At 62.7% G+C, this 16,371-nt stretch carries 14 protein-coding genes; 2 read left to right on the top strand and 12 right to left on the bottom strand.

What is annotated here, in order from left to right; all coding sequences use genetic code 11:
• Positions 1–231 precede the first annotated feature (231 nt).
• Together AC1A0G_RS08195 and AC1A0G_RS08190 are read right to left on the bottom strand one after the other, a co-directional pair.
• Positions 232–1,359, bottom strand: coding sequence for a branched-chain amino acid aminotransferase (locus AC1A0G_RS08195; RefSeq protein ID WP_476528803.1), 1,128 nt, complete (start codon positions 1,357–1,359; stop codon positions 232–234).
• 319 nt (positions 1,360–1,678) lie between these two features.
• Positions 1,679–2,308 carry a 50S ribosomal protein L25/general stress protein Ctc gene (locus AC1A0G_RS08190; protein ID WP_476528801.1) on the bottom strand — a complete coding sequence of 210 codons (630 nt, stop codon included), beginning with the start codon at positions 2,306–2,308 and terminating at the stop codon, positions 1,679–1,681.
• A gap of 236 nt (positions 2,309–2,544) precedes the next feature.
• Here AC1A0G_RS08190 and AC1A0G_RS08185 point away from each other — a divergent pair, with 236 nt between their 5' ends.
• On the top strand, positions 2,545–3,546 hold the full coding sequence (locus AC1A0G_RS08185; RefSeq protein ID WP_476528800.1) for an alpha/beta hydrolase: 1,002 nt from the start codon (positions 2,545–2,547) through the stop codon (positions 3,544–3,546).
• A gap of 78 nt (positions 3,547–3,624) precedes the next feature.
• On the opposite strand, the gene AC1A0G_RS08180 is transcribed toward AC1A0G_RS08185, so the two are convergent.
• Genes AC1A0G_RS08180 through AC1A0G_RS08170 form a run of 3 tightly spaced genes read right to left on the bottom strand, consistent with a single transcriptional unit; the run spans position 3,625 to position 6,559 of the window.
• On the bottom strand, positions 3,625–5,076 hold the full coding sequence (locus AC1A0G_RS08180; RefSeq protein WP_476528798.1) for an NAD(P)(+) transhydrogenase (Re/Si-specific) subunit beta: 1,452 nt from the start codon (positions 5,074–5,076) through the stop codon (positions 3,625–3,627).
• Positions 5,077–5,394, bottom strand: a complete 318-nt coding sequence (locus AC1A0G_RS08175; RefSeq protein ID WP_476528796.1) for an NAD(P) transhydrogenase subunit alpha part 2 — start codon at positions 5,392–5,394, stop codon at positions 5,077–5,079. It lies immediately after the preceding gene.
• Positions 5,395–5,416: 22 nt separating this feature from the next.
• Positions 5,417–6,559 (bottom strand): NAD(P) transhydrogenase subunit alpha, encoded by a 1,143-nt coding sequence (locus AC1A0G_RS08170; RefSeq protein WP_476528794.1) that lies wholly within the window; start codon positions 6,557–6,559, stop codon positions 5,417–5,419.
• A gap of 271 nt (positions 6,560–6,830) precedes the next feature.
• On the opposite strand from AC1A0G_RS08170, the gene AC1A0G_RS08165 reads away from it, so the two are divergent.
• A complete protein-coding gene (locus AC1A0G_RS08165) occupies positions 6,831–8,864 on the top strand; it encodes an AMP-dependent synthetase/ligase (protein WP_476528792.1) in 2,034 nt (677 codons plus the stop codon).
• 245 nt (positions 8,865–9,109) lie between these two features.
• Here AC1A0G_RS08165 and AC1A0G_RS08160 read toward each other — a convergent pair whose 3' ends face one another.
• From AC1A0G_RS08160 to AC1A0G_RS08130, 7 genes are all read right to left on the bottom strand, one after another.
• Positions 9,110–10,285 (bottom strand): tetratricopeptide repeat protein, encoded by a 1,176-nt coding sequence (locus tag AC1A0G_RS08160; protein WP_476528791.1) that lies wholly within the window; start codon positions 10,283–10,285, stop codon positions 9,110–9,112.
• 14 nt (positions 10,286–10,299) lie between these two features.
• Positions 10,300–11,064 carry a hypothetical protein gene (locus tag AC1A0G_RS08155; protein ID WP_476528790.1) on the bottom strand — a complete coding sequence of 255 codons (765 nt, stop codon included), beginning with the start codon at positions 11,062–11,064 and terminating at the stop codon, positions 10,300–10,302.
• A gap of 390 nt (positions 11,065–11,454) precedes the next feature.
• Positions 11,455–12,504: a GTPase Era gene (gene era, locus AC1A0G_RS08150; RefSeq protein ID WP_476528788.1), complete on the bottom strand. Its 1,050-nt coding sequence runs from the start codon at positions 12,502–12,504 to the stop codon at positions 11,455–11,457.
• A gap of 1 nt (position 12,505) precedes the next feature.
• Positions 12,506–13,948 carry a hemolysin family protein gene (locus tag AC1A0G_RS08145; protein ID WP_476528786.1) on the bottom strand — a complete coding sequence of 481 codons (1,443 nt, stop codon included), beginning with the start codon at positions 13,946–13,948 and terminating at the stop codon, positions 12,506–12,508.
• Between the two features lie 142 nt (positions 13,949–14,090).
• Positions 14,091–14,636 (bottom strand): rRNA maturation RNase YbeY, encoded by a 546-nt coding sequence (gene ybeY, locus AC1A0G_RS08140; RefSeq protein WP_476528785.1) that lies wholly within the window; start codon positions 14,634–14,636, stop codon positions 14,091–14,093.
• Positions 14,633–15,868: a PhoH family protein gene (locus AC1A0G_RS08135; RefSeq protein WP_476528783.1), complete on the bottom strand. Its 1,236-nt coding sequence runs from the start codon at positions 15,866–15,868 to the stop codon at positions 14,633–14,635. The genes ybeY and AC1A0G_RS08135 overlap by 4 nt, the downstream gene beginning before the upstream one ends.
• 3 nt (positions 15,869–15,871) lie before the next feature.
• On the bottom strand, positions 15,872–16,210 hold the full coding sequence (locus AC1A0G_RS08130) for a histidine triad nucleotide-binding protein (RefSeq protein WP_476528781.1): 339 nt from the start codon (positions 16,208–16,210) through the stop codon (positions 15,872–15,874).
• Positions 16,211–16,371 lie beyond the last annotated feature (161 nt).

The raw sequence follows: 16,371 nt of genomic DNA, 5'->3' as shown, positions 1-16,371 counted from the left end.
CTTTTTGGTTGTTTGTTTATCTTGGTCGAAAACATCCTACCCAGGAAGCGCTCTTCTCTTACTCCCTCAACGGCTCAACGACGAACCCACACCCACGAAAACAACACAAGCGCCAAAAAAAATTACGCCCGGCCGTCACTGTGAGAGCCTGCCTTATCCCAGATATAGCAAGGTCCCCGAGAACAGTACCGTTCACGGGGACCTACAGCTAATCAATACCGAGAATCAATCTCAGCAAACCTTCCACATCCAGTTGTGCGGGTCGTCGATCTCGCCGAGCTGGATGCCGAGCAGTTCGTTGCGCAGCGCCAGCGTCAGCTCGCCCGAGCCGCCGTCGGCGACGGTCACGTCGAACTTCTCGGACTTGAAGCGGCCGATCGGGGTGATGATGGCGGCGGTGCCGCACGCGAACACCTCGGTGACCTCGCCGGACTTGATGTCCTCGAGCAGCTGGTCGAGCGCGATCATCGTCTCAACGACGTCATGGCCCTTGTCCTGCAGCAGCTGGATCAGCGAACGACGGGTCACACCCGGCAGGATGTTGCCGGTCAGCGACGGGGTCTCGACGTGGCCGTCCTTGTGCACGACCATCATGTTCATGCCGCCAAGCTCCTCAAGGTAGGTCTTGGTGGCCGCGTCCACGAAGCACACCTGCTGGCAGCCGTTGGCGATGCCCGTGTACTCGCCGAGCAGGGAGGCGGCGTAGTTGCCACCGCACTTGGCGAAACCGGTGCCGCCAGGGCCGGTGCGGAACCACTTGTCCTCGACCCAGATGCTCACCGGCTTGACGCCGCCCGGGAAGTACGGGCCGGACGGGGAGGCGATCACGCAGTAGTCGACCTCCTGTGGGGCGCGCACGCCGAGGAACGGCTCGGAGGCGAACATGAACGGACGCATGTACAGCGTGTACTCGCGACGGGACGGCACCCAGTTGGAGTCACGCTTGACGAGCGCGGCCACGGAGCCGAGGAAGTCGTCGATCGGCAGTTCCGGCAGGTACAGGCGCTTGGCGGAGTTCTGGAAACGCTCGGCGTTCGCGTCCGGGCGGAACAGCCACGTGGAGCCGTCGGCGTGACGGTAGGCCTTGAGGCCTTCGAAGCATTCCTGCGCATAGTGCAGCACGGATGCGCCCGGGTCCATCTTGAGCGGCGCGTACGGCTCGATGCGGCGGTCGCCCCAACCTTCGCCCTTGGTCCAGGTCATGTGGGCCATGTTGTCGGAGAAGACCTGACCGAAGGCCGGCTTGTCGATGAGTTCGTTGCGCTTCGCGTCGGAGGCCGGGTTGTCGTTCGGCAGGACGGTGAACGGCTCGGTGAGCTTGTCGAGGGCCGCGGGATCGTGATGGGATTGTTCAGTCATTGCTAACTTCTTTTGTACGATGCCCGCCGCGACGCTCGTTATGCTGCGTCTGCCGCGGCCGGCATGTGATGGTGTATGCAATCGGCGCTTGTGGCACCGGTTCTGGTTGTTACTCTCTCACACACCTGCGCCGGCGGGCATGCGGAATTTCACATTATGAATATGGATTGCGCGGGACGTGATACGGGTCGCACGAATGCACGAAGGTCCGTACAAGTTTGTCTCGTACGGACCTTCGCGTTACCGGTACGGCATCGAGCGGTGTCGATGCCGTACCGGTCATCTCAGATTATCGAGCGTCAGATGATCGGCGTGCAGATCACTTGGCGTCCGCGGCCGGAGCGGCAGCGGCATCAGCCGGGGCGGCGGCGTCGGCGGCCTCCGGAGCGGCGGTGGACTCGGTGGCATCCTCCGGCACCTCGACGGTGACGACGGACTCCTCGAGGTCATCCATGTCGAGCTCGACGCCCTCCGGCAGGACGACGTCCTTGAGCAGGACCTTGGTGCCGTCGGTCAGGCCGTCGACGTTCACGACGATCTTCTCCGGCAGGTTGGCGACATCGGCGCGGACCTTGAGCTCCTGCACGTCGACGAACGCGACGGCGACGCCCTTCGGGGTGCCCTCGACGAACACCGGGACCTCGACGTCGATCTTCTCGCCGGCCTTGACCTCGTAGAAGTCAACGTGCTCGACGATGCGCTTGACGGGGTTGCGCTGCACGTCCTTGACGACGGCCAGCTTGGTCTGGTCACCGAACGCGATGGAGAACAGCGCGTTGGTGTGACGCAGGGACAGGGTGGTCTCCTTCATCGGGAGCTTGACGAACACCGGGGCCTCGCCGCCGGCGTAGATGGTCGCCGGGATCTGCTTGGCGACGCGCATACGGCGGGCAGCGCCCTTGCCGAACTCATCGCGGACTTCGCCCTCGAGCTTGATGGTGGTAGCCATGATTGGTCTCCTTGGTTTGTTACTTGTCGTTCTGTCTGTTTGACGCCACGACGCGTCGCAGAACGCACCAAGGAGGTGAGCCATACGCCGAGTCGATTACGGAAGAAACGGACTCTTACGAGACTGTGTCTTCCCTCGCCAAAGCAACAGTGGTTAAGTATACACGGCCGCCGGACATGTCAAACAAGCGGACCTACAATGGAAGGCAGCGTATTGCCAGAAGAATCGAGGATGCGATGAAGCAGACCACCAGAACCACATTGATCGCGGTCGGAGCGGCAGCCGCGACGGCCGGTATCGTCGCCGGCTCGGTGATCGGTGCCGCTCATGTCCTGTTCCGGTTCGCGCTCGACACGAAGATGCCGTGGTCGATTCCGAACCGTCCGTCCGAAGCCGACGATGCAGCCGTGCAGCCGGTCGTGCGCGACGCCGCAGACATCGCACACTCAGAGTCCTGGTTCGACATCGCGAAACAGCCGGTCACGATGCGCAGCGAGGACGGTCTGCTGCTGCACGGCTGGCTGCTTGACCCTGATTGCGCGTCGCCCAAGCCACATCTGTATGCGATCTGCTGCCACGGTTACACCGGCGAGCCGCGCGAGATGGCGAAATGGGCGCACCATTACGCGAAGCTCGGGTTCACGGTGCTGGTGCCGGCGTTGCGCGCGCATGAGCTGAGCGAGGGACGGTACATCGGCATGGGTTGGCTGGAGCACGTCGATCTGCTGAATTGGATCGATTTGATCGTGCAGTCCGATCCTCAGGCCCGCGTGTTGCTGCACGGCAATTCGATGGGCGCGGCGACGGTGATGATGACGGCGGGAGACGCGCGACTGCCGCGCAACGTGACGGCCGCGGTCTGCGATTGCGGCTATTCGTCGACGGTCCGGCAGTTCACCGATACGGCGATGACGATGTTCCATATGCCGCGGCCGCTGGCCTCGCTGATGGTCAAGGTCGCGAGCCGCGTGTGCCGTCGGTTCGCCGGCTACCGGTTCGAGGACGCGTCCTGCACGAAGGCGTTGCGCCATGCGACGATCCCGATGCTGTTCATCCACGGCGGCGCGGACGACTTCGTCTCCCCCGCCGCGCTCAACCGCAACTATGCCGCCTGCGCGAGCATCCATCGAGAAAAGCTGCTCGTACCCGGCGCGGGTCACACGATGAGCGCCAGCACTGCCCCGGACGTCTACTGGCGCAAGGTCACCGGCTTCGTGCGCGGCGTGTTCGCACTGTAAATACGACACTACACATACAACAAGAGTGGCTTCCCTTCGAATCAACGAAGGGAAGCCACTCTTTCTTGCTAGCCTACGCTACGCGATGAGCTCCTTGACTGCGGCGATGACGGCCTGCAACCCCGCCTTCGCGTCGCCGAACAGCATCTGCGTGTTGTCCTTGAAGTACAGCTCGTTTTCGATGCCGGCGTAGCCCTTGCCGCGGCCGCGCTTCATAACGACGACGTTCTGCGCCTTGTCGACGTCGAGGATCGGCATGCCCGACACCGGGGTGCCAGGGCGGCGTGCGGCCGGGTTGGTGACGTCGTTCGCGCCGACGACGAGGGCGACGTTGGCGCTCGGAAACTGCGGATTGATGTCGTCGAGGTCGACGAGCTCCTCGTAAGGCACATTGGCCTCGGCGAGCAGCACGTTCATGTGGCCGGGCATACGGCCGGCGACCGGGTGGATCGCGTATTCGACCTCGACGCCGTGGCCCTTGAGCAGTTCGCCCAGATCGGCGAGCTCGCGCTGCGCCTGCGCCTGCGCTAGGCCGAATCCGGGCACGAAGATGACCTTGTCGGCGTAGACGAGCTGGACGGCCACGTCGTCGGCGGAGGTCTCCTTCATGGTGCCTTCGGGGCCTTCCGCGCCGCCGGCCGCATCGGAGCCGCCGCCGAATCCGCCGGCAAGCACGCTCATGAGCGGACGGTTCATGGCCTTGCTCATGGCGAGCGAGAGGGTCACGCCGGCTGCGCCGACCAGGGCGCCGGCGACGATGAGCGCGATGTTGTTGATCGCGAGGCCACTCATGGCGACGGCGGTGCCGGTACACGCGTTGAGCACGGAGATGACGACGGGCATGTCGGCGCCGCCGATCGGGATGACGAACACGAGACCGTAGCCGAGCGCGAACACGGTGGTCAGGATGCACCAGAGCACGGCGTTGGACGGCTGCACGCACAGCATAACGAACGCGATGACGGTGAGCGCGATGAACGCGATGTTCCACACGCCCTTGGCCGGCAGGGTGAGCTTCTTGAGGAATTTGACGCCCTGCAGCTTGCCGGCGGCAACGAGCGATCCGGTGAACGTGACCGAACCGATCATGATGCCGAGACCCGCGGTGATGAGCACGACGAGGCCGGGGCCAGCGGCGTCCTCGGAGTTGAGGATGTCGTTGAGCGCGACGAGCGCGGCCGCGCCGCCGCCGACCGTGTTGAACACGGAGACGAGCTGCGGCATGTCGGTCATCTTGACCTTCTTGGCGCTCCACACGCCCGCGATCGCGCCGATCGCGATGCCGGCGATGAGCAGCGCGACGGCCACGCCATGCTGGAAGCCGTTGCCGATCTCGCCGACGAACAGCACGATGAACGCCATGACGCAGGCCATGACCATGCCGGCCGCGGAGATCAGGTTGCCGCGGCGGGCGGTCTTCGGCGAGTTCATGAGATGCAGGCCGATGACGAACATGACGGCGGCCAGCAGGTAGACGAACCATTCGACGACGCCGAGCGGCGTGCCCAGCGTCTGTTCCAACGTACCCATTTACTTGGCCTCCTCGTTCTTGTCGGCGTCCTTCTTCTTGGCCTTGTCGGACTTGAACATCTCGAGCATGCGGTCGGTGACCACGTAGCCGCCGACGACGTTCATCGTGCCGAGCACAGCGGCCAGGAAGATGAACACCCAGGCGAGCGGGCTGGTGGCGTGCGCGGCGACGATGACGACGCCGACGATGACGATGCCGTGGATGGAGTTCGCGCCGGACATGAGCGGCGTGTGCAGGGTCGCCGGCACCTTGCCGATGACCTCGACGCCGATGAGCAGCGCCAGCACGAACAGGGTGATCGCTACGACGATATCCATGATTGGGTTCCCCTTTCTTCCCTTACGCCTGCGCCGAGGCCGCGGCGGGCCGGCCGGCGACGATGAGCGCGTCGTCGAGTTCCTCGTTCAGGTCGATGCTCAGCTTGCCATCCTTGACGAAATGAGCGAGCACGTCGCCGACGTTGCGGGCGAGCAGGTTCGCGGCGGTGTTGGAGACGTCGCTGGCCAGATACGGCGCGCCGATGATGGTGACGCCCCCGTCGGTGACGCTCGTGCCGACCGTGGAGCCTTCGACGTTGCCGCCGAGATCGCTGGCCGCGCAGTCGACGATCACGGCGCCGCGCTTGAGGCCGTCCACGCCGGCCTTGGTGAGCAGCACCGGCGGCTTGCGGCCAGGCACCTTCGCGGTGGTGATGATGACGTCGAATCCGGAGGCCTTCTGGTCGACCGCCGCCTGCTGGGCGGCCTGCTCCTCGGGGCTGAGGGCGCGCGCGTAGCCGCCTTCGCCCTGGCCTGCCGAGAAGTCGAGTCCGAGGTCGAGGAACTTCGCGCCGAGCGATTCGACTTCGCCGCGCGAGGCCGGGCGCACGTCGTATGCGGTGACGACCGCGCCGAGGCGGCGCGCCGTGCCGATGGCCTGCAGGCCGGCGATGCCGGCGCCGAGGATGAGCACCTTGGCCGGGCGGATGGTGCCGGCGGCCGTGGTCATCATCGGGAAGAACGATCCGTAGGCGTTGGCGGCGACGAGCGCGGCCTTGTAGCCCATCACGGAGTTCTGCGAGGTCATCTCGTCCATCGACTGCGCGGAGCTGAGCTGTCGGGGCAGCTTCTCCATCGCCACGCCGACCAGTCCGGCCTTGTCGAGCGCGGCCACGTATTCGGCGTCGGTGAACGAGCCGAGCATGCCGATCACCCACGTGCCCGGCTTGAGCCGTCCGAGCAGTTCCGCGGACGGCCGGTCCACGAATCCGAGCGCATCCGCCTTGTCGATCACCTCGTCGGCCGGCAGCACTTGCGCTCCGGCCTTCACGTAATCATCGTCCGTATATTGCGCGGCCAGTCCCGCGCCACTTTCCAACAGGCAGGACACGCCCGCCTTGCGCAGCCGTGCGACGATGTCCGGCGTCAGGGCGACGCGCGATTCATGATCCGATGTTTCGTTGAGAACACCAAACGTCACGACGGCTTTCTGGGTTTCAGCCATGAGAGCCCTTTCTTTCCTAAGCAACCATTGCTTACATCGCCCCAGTGTAGCCGTCTCAGGGATTTTCGGCTCGATCGTCCCACGTAGTGAATACGTATGCAACTGTTGTCAATCGCACATCGACGTCGTTCACTCGTGTCCGTTCCGTCCCTAAACGGCCCGATGACGCCATTCCTTACGCTACCGTAAGGTGACGGCTCGGCGAAGAACGATTAATATGTGAAGATTGATTGACCATCGAAGTGGGTTTGAGAACGTCAAGGAGAGTCACGTGTCCGTCATCACCTCATTGAACAAACAAGCGGCCGGTCTTGTGCAGAAGGCACTGCGGCTGGGGGGTGATTTCGTTCACCCGATCAGCGACGACTCATCCGACGCGCCCGACTACGTGTCCCCCGACAGCATCGTCGACGAGAACCGAGCTCTGCCGCACACCGACGAGTGGGGTCCGGGATATCCGACCACCACGTTCATCGACCCGACGACCGGTCTGCTGACCGCCGAAACGGCCGGCAACCCGCCGCTGGACGAGCATACGACCATCTACAGCGTGTACGAGGACCGCGCCCGGCGCATGGGCGACGAACCGCTGTACACGTTCAAGTCGAACGGCGAATGGGTGACCAAAACCGCCAACGAGTTCCTCGCCGAAGTGCGCAAGGTGGCCAAGGGCCTGCTCCACTACGGCCTGAAGAAAGGCGACGCGGTCGCGTTCATGTGCCGCACCTCATACGAGTGGGATCTGGCCGACGCGGCGATCATGTCGTGCGGCGGCGTGCTCGCGTCGATCTACGACACCGATTCGGCAGAGCAGATCCGCAACATCGTGAACAACTCCGACGCGCGTCTGCTCATCGTGCAGGACACCGCCATGCGCGAGAAGGCGGACGGCGCGATCGAGGAATGCCCGTCGCTCGAACACATCATCTGCATCGAGACTGGCGGCCTCGACGAGATCGCCGCATACGGCAGCTCGGTGAGCGACGAACAGCTCGACGAGCGCATCTCCTCGCTCAAGAAGACCGACCTGTGCTCGATCATCTACACGTCCGGTTCCACGTCCGCGCCGAAGGGCGTCGAGATGACGCACGAGAACTACTGCACGGACGCGTTCAACCTGCGCGACTACATGCCCGACCTGCTCCAGCACGACAAGTCCGGCTCCATCCTGCTGTTCCTGCCGCAGGCGCACACGTTCGCACGCGCGATCAACTACATCTGCGTGGCGTCCAACATGCGCATCTACATCGCGACCGGTATCAAGACGCTGCTCGCCGATCTTCAGGTCGCCAAGCCGACCGTGATGATCGTGGTGCCGCGCGTGCTCGAAAAGGTGTACAACGCGGCCTCGCAGAAGGCCGGCCACGGCGCGAAGGGCGTCGTGTTCGCGGCGGCCGTCACCGCGGCGCAGCAGTATATGAAGGAGGTCAGCGAGTTCGGCAAAGCCAAAACGCTGACCGCCATGCGCCGCGCCTCGTTCGACCCGATCGTCTACCAGTCGCTGCGCGAGGCTCTGGGCGGACGAGCCAAGTGGATCGTCTCGGGCGGCGCCCCGCTCGACCCGGAGCTCATGAACTTCTTCCGCGGCGCGAACATCCCGGTCTACGAGGGCTACGGTCTGACGGAGACGACCGCGCCGTGCGCGTTCAACCCGCTCGGCGTGCCGTTCCACGAGGGCTCGGTCGGCGTGCCGTTCCCGAGCTTCAAGATCCGCATCGCCGAAGACGGCGAGATCCAGGTCGGAGGCCCGGTCGTGTTCCACCGCTACCACAAGAACGACGAGGCGACCGAGAACGCGTTCACGCCGGACGGATGGCATGCGACCGGCGATCTGGGCCGGCTGGACGACGATGGCTTCCTGTACATCACCGGCCGCAAGAAGGACCTCATCATCACCGCCGGCGGCAAGAACGTGGCCCCCGGCCCGATCGAAGAGGTGATCCAGCGCTGCGAGTTCGTCTCACATGCGCTGGTGCTCGGCGACAAGCGCCCGTTCATCTCCGCGCTCATCACGCTGGACGAGGAGACGCTGCGCCCGTGGCTCGAGGCGAAGGGCCTCGACCGTGACATGTCGCTGGAGGATGCGGCGACCAATGCGGCCGTGCGCGCCGAAGTGCAAAAGTGGGTCGATCAGGCCAACGAGGGCGTCTCCCGCGCCGAATCCGTGCGCAAGTTTATCATCCTGCCCGAGGACTTCACCCAGGAGAACGGCCTGATGACCGCATCCCTCAAGGTGATCCGCCCGAAGGTCATCAAGCGCTACTCCACCCTGCTCAACACGCAGATGTACACCAAGAAGAAGTAGTCTTCCGCCCTATATCGCCCTATACAGAAGAATGCGGTGCGTTCGTTTTACGCATGCCACGTGTGGAACGAACCTCACCGCATTTCCATAATTGGTAGCCGACCGATATGTGCTCTGTCGGACCTAAACTGGCGCGTCTTCATTCTCGGCTCCCTCGGCTGAGGGAACTGTCGGCAAAGCCGACTGAGGGAGCGTCAAACCCATCCACATTAGGTCCGACAAGGTAATAGGGATCGACAACTGCACTATGCTTTTGTGGTATTCCCTTTTTGCGGCTTTCCCTTTTTGCCTAGTACATAACGAATAACCAGGCAAGCGCAGCCTACCACTATCCAGAACAGCAAGTTCGCCGGCGGAAGCAGCTTCAAGACGCCGATCACGAAGCATGCGATGGCCACAATCAGCAACGCGGTGCTCGTCGTATCGCCTTTCGCATCGTCGCCGGTTTCCTGCCAATTGACAAGCGCCTGACTGAGATGCACATCAGAATAGCCCTTTGCATTTGGATTATTCAGTTCATTGAACTCATGCTGCCAAGACGCGGCTTCAGCTGCGTTCGCCTGCGTGCCGATGCCTTGCAAATAGCAGACGCTTAATGCTTGGCAACCTTCCGCGCTATTATGCTGAGCTGCGTCTTGGAAGTGACGGAACGCCTGTGCCTCATCCTTCTTCACACCATATCCGCGCTGTTCGCACAAACCGAGCAGATATGCGCCTGACCGTGCAGGACGCCTCGAGCATGCGGCATATCCTTGGCTAAATAACTGATCCGCCTTTTGCTTGCTCTGCTTGACGCCCAGACCATGTCGATAGCAGAATCCCAAACTGATCAGCGCATATGGATCTTCTTCGGCAGCGGACTTCGCATACCACTGAGCAGCCTGTTTCCAATCCTGCTCAACGCCTATACCATCGGCATAGCAGTTACCCAAAAGCCGCAATCCGGAGGTACCGAATCCTTCCTTGTCTTGAACCGCCCGCTTGTACAGCTGAACCGCTTTTTGCTTGTCGGTATCAACGAGATAACCGTACATATACCAATCGCCCAGAGTCAACGCGGCGACCCCGTCGCCGAGCTCGACCCCCTTCTGTGCCATAAGAACGGCCTTGGCCCGCTCCGTCGGATCACTGCTTCGCTCATATTTTCTCACGAACACGCGAAGCGCGTCTATATCGTCCTTGTCCGCGGCGTCCTGCATCAGTTGCTGATACTTCTGCTCGTCCTTTTCCACCCCGATACCGTCTCGGTAGCATGTGGCAAGTTGATACAACGCATTCGGAACCCCGTTCTTTGCGCCTTGAATCAGCGTAGACAACGCTTCTCTCGCCTGGTCGGCCGTCACCCCATTTGCCCCGTGATATCCTTGGGCATATGTGCGCAACGTGTTTGCCGCTATACGGTATTTAGGATCTCTCTTCATTGCTATTCCTCCCATCAGCGATTATGAATGAAGAAACCATCTGTGTCGGTGTAGATGACCATCCACACGAAAAATGCGATCATGGCGAGTGCTATCTGCCCGACCGAACGTCCGGCACTGAGCGACATGACCACGGCGATGATGCACGCGTTGGTGATGAAGGCATACAGACTGCTTTGCACGAGATTGCCGACCACGCCAAGAATGAAATTCTGTCCAGCCTTCGAAGTCACCAGGAACGGAAGGACGACGATTGCGGCGGCGATCACGACGGCGACGACATAAATGAGAATACGCCATACGATCATCTGGCTATTCACCCATTCGAACGCATAATTCACTATCCACGCAGCGAACAAGGCGATGACGATTGTGGCGATCAGAGAACCGAGCAGCTGCCAGATCTTGTGGAATAGTTTCTCCTTGGCACGGGTGGAATTGGGATCGCCTATGATCGAATATCCGCGCCGCTGGTACGGGGAGAACAGGAACGGGCCAAATATGCCATTCAGCAGCATCATCAGCGGCGATTGAATGGCTCCTTGTACAATGAGCACCAGAATGGCCGTGAGAAAGAACGGGCCGGAAGTGATGTTGAACAGCGTGGTGTCCACGTGCATCATTGAATTCAACACGGCAAAGATCTGGGCCGCGAACGGCAGCGAGCTCAAGCCCTGTGCAAAGCCCATTCCGGTTCCGGGATCCATACTGGTTCGTATCATCACGGCGACAAGCCAGAACCCAACGATAAATCCGACGATAAGATATATCTTCTTCATTCCCTGTCCTTCTGTTCGAAGTCTCCAGCCATGCTTGACTGTACGACGCAAACATTACAGGAATTGAATTATCGTCGAATAATGCCTCATCACATGATGACCCCCGTTTTATGCTGGAATGGCCGAAATTGAGTTCGATTTCGGCCATTGCAGCATAAAACATTAGAATCCTAATTTTTCCAACTGCTTGGCTGAGCCGTTAAGCGGACAGTCCAGTGGACTGTCCGTAGGCGAAGGCGAGCAAGGCGAGCAATATATACGCGCGCGCAGCGCGTCCTAAATTGCAGGGCCGAAGGCGAGCCGTTAAGCGGACAGTCCAGTGGACTGTCCGTAGGCGAAGTGAGCGGCCACGATAGCGAGCCGTGAAGCGATCCTAAGCAGTTGGAGAAATTAGAATCCTAATTTCTCAAGCTGCTTGGGATCGGACTGCCAGCCCTTGGCGACCTTGACGTGCAGGTCGAGCTTGGCCTTGCCTCCGACGATGCGGTTGACGGGCGTGCGCAGCTTCTTCTTGACGCGTACGAGGTGCTCCGCGCCCTTGCCGATGATGATCGGCTTCTGCGAGTCGCGTTCCACGTACACGGAGACGAGCACCTGGATCTTGCCGTCGTAGGATGCGCCGGACTCGTTGTCCTGCGGGTATTCGATCGAGTCGACGACCACGGCCAGCGAATGCGGCAGCTCGTCGTCCAGTTCCTCGAGGAACGCGCCGCGCACGAGTTCGGCGATCGTCTCCGCCGGACGTTCCTCGCTGATCTGGTCGTCCGGGTACATCTGCGGGCCTTCGGGCGTGTGGTCGATGAGCACGTTCTTGACTTCGTTCAGATTGTCGTGTTCGAGCGCGCTGACGGGCACGATGTCCGTAAAGTCGGCGAATTCGTTGATCTCGATGAGCTTGTTGATGAGCTGCTCGCGGTTCAGTTCGTCGATCTTGGTGACGATCGCGATCAGCGGCACCTTCCACTTGAACGTGCCGTCGTCGCGCTTGGTCGCGAAATCGGCGCGGAGCCTGCTCAGGATGCGCTTGTCGCCGGGGCCGATCTCCTGGTCGGCCGGCAGCAGGAACGCGACGACGTCGACTTCGGACAACGATTCCTCGACGATGTCGTTGAGCCGCTGGCCGAGCAGCGTGCGCGGGCGGTGGATGCCCGGCGTGTCGACCAGCACGAGCTGCGCGTTGTCGGTGGTGAGAATGCCGCGGATGGCCTTACGCGTGGTTTCCGGACGGGACGATGCGATGGCGATCTGCTTGCCGATCAGCGCGTTGATCAGCGTGGACTTGCCGACGTTCGGGCGTCCGACCACGGCCACGAAGCCGGAACGGTACGGCTGTTCGCCCTGCACCGGGCCGTCGCTCGCCGTATCATTCGCCTCGGTATCCGTCACCTCGCTCACGTCGTCGACGGCGTCCTCGTCGTACTGCTGCTCGATATCGCTCATGTCACTCCTTGCTGCTGTCGTCACGGCCCGCCCGGTCGGCGGCCTGCGCACCGTTGTCGGCGCTGCCATCTGCTTCATCCGATGAATCGCCATCATCCCCGACGCCCTCGACGTGCGCCGGCTCCACGACGATCGTGGACACCTTCTTGCGTCGGCCGGCCGAATCCACGGCGGTCAGACGCAGGCCACGCGTCACGGCCGACGCGCCGACGATCGGCACGCGGCCGATCAGCTTGGTCAGCAGACCGTACACGGTGTCCACGTCGTCCTCGTCGATGTCGATCTCGAAGATCTCCTCCAGATCGGCGATCGGCGTACGCGCGGGCATGCTCCACTTGTGATCCCCGATCTTCTCCGGTTCGGCGTGCTGCGTGCGGTCGTGCTCGTCCTCAAGCTCGCCCACGATCTGCTCGATCGCGTCCTCGATGGTCACGAGTCCCGCGATGCCGCCGTATTCGTCCACGACGATGGCCACATGCTGGCGGGTGCGCTGCATCTCGTGGAACAGGTCGTCCACGGGCTTCGATTCAGGCACGAGCATCGGCTGGCGGATGATCGATGCGACCTCGCGGCTGATCGCTGCCGGGTTGAACGCCGTGGCCCGCACCGCGTCCTTGAGATAGGCGACGCCGATCAGATCGTCCACGTCGTCGCCGATCACCGGCACGCGGGAGAAGCCGGAACGCGAGCACAGCTTGAGCATGCTTTCGAGCGTCTCAGTCTTCTCGATGCAGATCATGTCGGTGCGCGGCACCATGATCTCGCGCGTGAGCGTCTCCGACAATGTGAGCACGTTGCGCAGCATCTCGGAGACCTCCGGGTCGAAGTCGTTCGCCTCGACCAGCCGATCGATGGTGGCGCGACCCTGTTCGAGCTGGATTTTCTCCAGCTCCTCGTCATCGGACAGGTCGGAGTCGCGGTCGCGCTTCTTCGGGTCACGCTGGCCGCCGATGCGGGCGAACGGGGTCAGCCATGCGGCGATCGACACGAGCGTGGCGCGGCCGAGCATGATGTCGACCGGCTTGAGCGCCCCGGCCGACCGCGGGCGCACGAGGATCGATACGACGCCCACGATGATCGCGAACACGAAACCGGCCAGCAGTTCCGCCCACATCGGCGCCTCGAACAGCGCGGCGATGCATGCGACCAGCACGCCGTCGAGCACGTTGCAGGTGATGCGGAAGAACGCGCAGGAACCGGCCGTGGCGTAGCGGTCGGCGATCAGATGCTGCACCTTGTGGATTCGGCCGATCTTCTTCATGCGCAGGAATTGCGATGTCTCCGAGTCGGTCTGCACTTCGAGGATGAGGTTGTTGAGGCTGGCCCGCGTGACGCGGGACACGGCGCCTTCGGCCGCGGCCAGCGTGAGCGAGAGCCACACCAGCAGGGCGGCCACAAGGATGAGGATAACGGTCAGCACTATCGCCGACGTGTCGGATGGCATCTGGATTCCTTACGGTTTATCGGTTCGTGGATTGGGATGAATGGATTGATGATTGGACGGCTGATGCGCGGCTGCCGTGCGCCGTCGTACCAAGAGGCAGACCGGTACGACGGCACATCGGCAGAACCCGGCCAGAGTCGGATCAGTGGCCGAGATGACGGTTGTTGCCGTGGACACGATCGTATTCGGCGAGCACGTCGGGAGTGCCGGCCGGCAGGACGACCGGGTCGCCGATGGTCTGGCGCACCGCGATGAACGTGAGCAGCAGCTGGCGCTGCAGACCGAACATCTGCCGTTCCTGTTCGGGACCGACGTGGTCGTAGCCGAGTAGATGGAGGATGCCGTGGATGGTAAGCAGCATCATCTCCTCGAGCGTGCTGTGACCGGCCGCGGCGGCCTGCTGGGCGGCCACCCACGGGCAGATAACGAGGTCGCCGAGCACGCCTTCCATCACGGTCTTGCCGTCGCCGGGGCGCAGTTCGTCCATCGGGAAGCTCATCACGTCGGTGGGGCCTTCGAGGTTCATCCAGCGTTCGTGCAGTTCGGCGATCGGCTCGGGGTCGACGAACAGAATGGTCAGGTCGGACTGCGTGCTCACGCGCATCTGGTCCATCACCCATACGCCGAGGTCGGAGAACACCTTCGGATCGATGGTCCAAGGGGTTTCGTTGGTGACATCGACGCTCATCGTCGCTCGTCCTTTCCTTCGCTGTGATCGTTCGTCGTACCGGATTGCGTGCCGCCGTTGTTCGCGGCGCCGACGTGCAGTCCGCGCTGCTTGGCCTCGCCGTATTCGCGACGTGCCTTGGTGCTGTGGTCTCCGGCGATGGCCGAATGTCGCTCGTATGCGGCGACGATCTGGCCGACGAGCCGGTGGCGTACCACGTCGGCCGCTTCGAGATGCGCGAACGCGATGTCGTCGATGCCGCCGAGGATGTGCTCGATGGTGGCCAGACCCGAGCGTGGCACGGTCAGGTCGACCTGCGTGATGTCGCCGGTGATGACCATCGTCGTGTTGAAGCCGAGTCGGGTCAGGAACATCTTCATCTGCTGTTCGGTCGTGTTCTGCGCCTCGTCGAGGATCACGAACGCGTCGTTGAGCGTGCGGCCGCGCATGTACGCGAGCGGCGCGACCTCGATCGTGCCGTCGTCCATGTAGCGCCGCATCTGGTCGGCGCCGAGCATGTCGGAGAGCGCATCGTACAGCGGCCGCAGGTACGGGTCGACCTTCTCGTTGAGCGTGCCGGGCAGGAAGCCGAGATTCTCCCCCGCTTCGACGGCCGGACGCGTCAGGATGATGCGCCGGATCTTCTTCTCCTGGAACGCCTGTACGGCCTTGGCCACGGCGAGATACGTCTTGCCGGTGCCGGCCGGGCCGATGGCGAACGTGATCGTATGCGATTCGATCGCGTTGACGTAGGCGATCTGGCCGGCGGTCTTCGCCCGCACCGGCACTCCCAGCGCATACGTGATCACGCCGGGAACGCGCGGTTTGCGCTGCGCTGGATCGTCCGCATGACGGGAATCCTGGGCGAGATCGGCGTGCCGCTCGCCGCTCGCCGCAAACGATGCGCGGCCCGTGCGCGAGATGCGTCCGGTCTGCCCGGCCCTTTGCGCGAGCCGTTCCTGGCGCACATGGTTGGGCAGCACCTGCTGGTCGAGCATCCTGCGCACGGTGTCGGCGTCCATCGGCGCGCTGTACGCCGCCTGGATGATCGTGTTGACCACGTCCTCGGCCTGAGCGGCTTGGGATTCGGTCTGCTTGCCGTGCGACATGATCGCGACGCGGTTGCCGCGCACGATGATGGTCAGGTCGGGGAACGCGCGTTCGACTTCGCGCAGCACCTCGTCGACCGGGCCGAGCACGGCGACCGGGTCAAGTTCGGACGGGATGGCGATGGTTCGTGTCGTCGTCGCCACGGGCTACTCGTCCAGGGTCTCGCCGGTGAGCACGTGGGCGTGCACGTGGAATACGGTCTGGCCGGCGTCGAGGCCGGTGTTGAAGATCAGACGGTACGCGCCGTGGAACTCCTTGTCGGCGATGGACTGCGCCACTTCGACGATGTGGGCGAGTTCGGCCGGATCGGCCTTGGCGAGTTCCGCCACGTTCGCGTAATGCTTGCGCGGCACGATGAGCACGTGCACCTTGGCCTTCGGGTTGATGTCCTTGAAGGCGTAGGTGGTGTCGTCCTCATACACCTTCGTGCTGGGGATCTGACCCGCGATGATCTTGCAGAACAGGCAGTCCGTGGACTCGCTCATATCGCTCCTTTGTTGCGTTTCGTTGCCGTCTTCCATGCTATTGCGCAGGGTGGTCGTTTGGGCTGTGGGAATATGTACGTCCCGTTCCGCGCGGCACATGCAGTCCGCGATACATCCGCATACGATCGGCAATGCGGGAAGCGGCGCGCCGCAGTCCGCGA

The sequence above is a fragment of the Bifidobacterium sp. LH_230 genome, from assembly GCF_056357555.1.
Note: the sequence above shows the minus strand (reverse complement) of the source record. Positions and strands in the feature narration are given on the sequence as shown.

What these genes read in the sequence shown, in the direction of transcription:
- AC1A0G_RS08190 (WP_476528801.1), bottom strand. Translation starts at nt 2,308, where the DNA reads ATGGCTACCACCATCAAGCTCGAGGGCGAAGTCCGCGATGAGTTCGGC.
- AC1A0G_RS08160 (WP_476528791.1), bottom strand. Translation starts at nt 10,285, where the DNA reads ATGAAGAGAGATCCTAAATACCGTATAGCGGCAAACACGTTGCGCACA.
- era (WP_476528788.1), bottom strand. Translation starts at nt 12,504, where the DNA reads ATGAGCGATATCGAGCAGCAGTACGACGAGGACGCCGTCGACGACGTG.
- AC1A0G_RS08180 (WP_476528798.1), bottom strand. Translation starts at nt 5,076, where the DNA reads ATGGGTACGTTGGAACAGACGCTGGGCACGCCGCTCGGCGTCGTCGAA.
- AC1A0G_RS08170 (WP_476528794.1), bottom strand. Translation starts at nt 6,559, where the DNA reads ATGGCTGAAACCCAGAAAGCCGTCGTGACGTTTGGTGTTCTCAACGAA.
- AC1A0G_RS08145 (WP_476528786.1), bottom strand. Translation starts at nt 13,948, where the DNA reads ATGCCATCCGACACGTCGGCGATAGTGCTGACCGTTATCCTCATCCTT.
- AC1A0G_RS08195 (WP_476528803.1), bottom strand. Translation starts at nt 1,359, where the DNA reads ATGACTGAACAATCCCATCACGATCCCGCGGCCCTCGACAAGCTCACC.
- AC1A0G_RS08155 (WP_476528790.1), bottom strand. Translation starts at nt 11,064, where the DNA reads ATGAAGAAGATATATCTTATCGTCGGATTTATCGTTGGGTTCTGGCTT.
- ybeY (WP_476528785.1), bottom strand. Translation starts at nt 14,636, where the DNA reads ATGAGCGTCGATGTCACCAACGAAACCCCTTGGACCATCGATCCGAAG.
- AC1A0G_RS08130 (WP_476528781.1), bottom strand. Translation starts at nt 16,210, where the DNA reads ATGAGCGAGTCCACGGACTGCCTGTTCTGCAAGATCATCGCGGGTCAG.
- AC1A0G_RS08185 (WP_476528800.1), top strand. Translation starts at nt 2,545, where the DNA reads ATGAAGCAGACCACCAGAACCACATTGATCGCGGTCGGAGCGGCAGCC.
- AC1A0G_RS08175 (WP_476528796.1), bottom strand. Translation starts at nt 5,394, where the DNA reads ATGGATATCGTCGTAGCGATCACCCTGTTCGTGCTGGCGCTGCTCATC.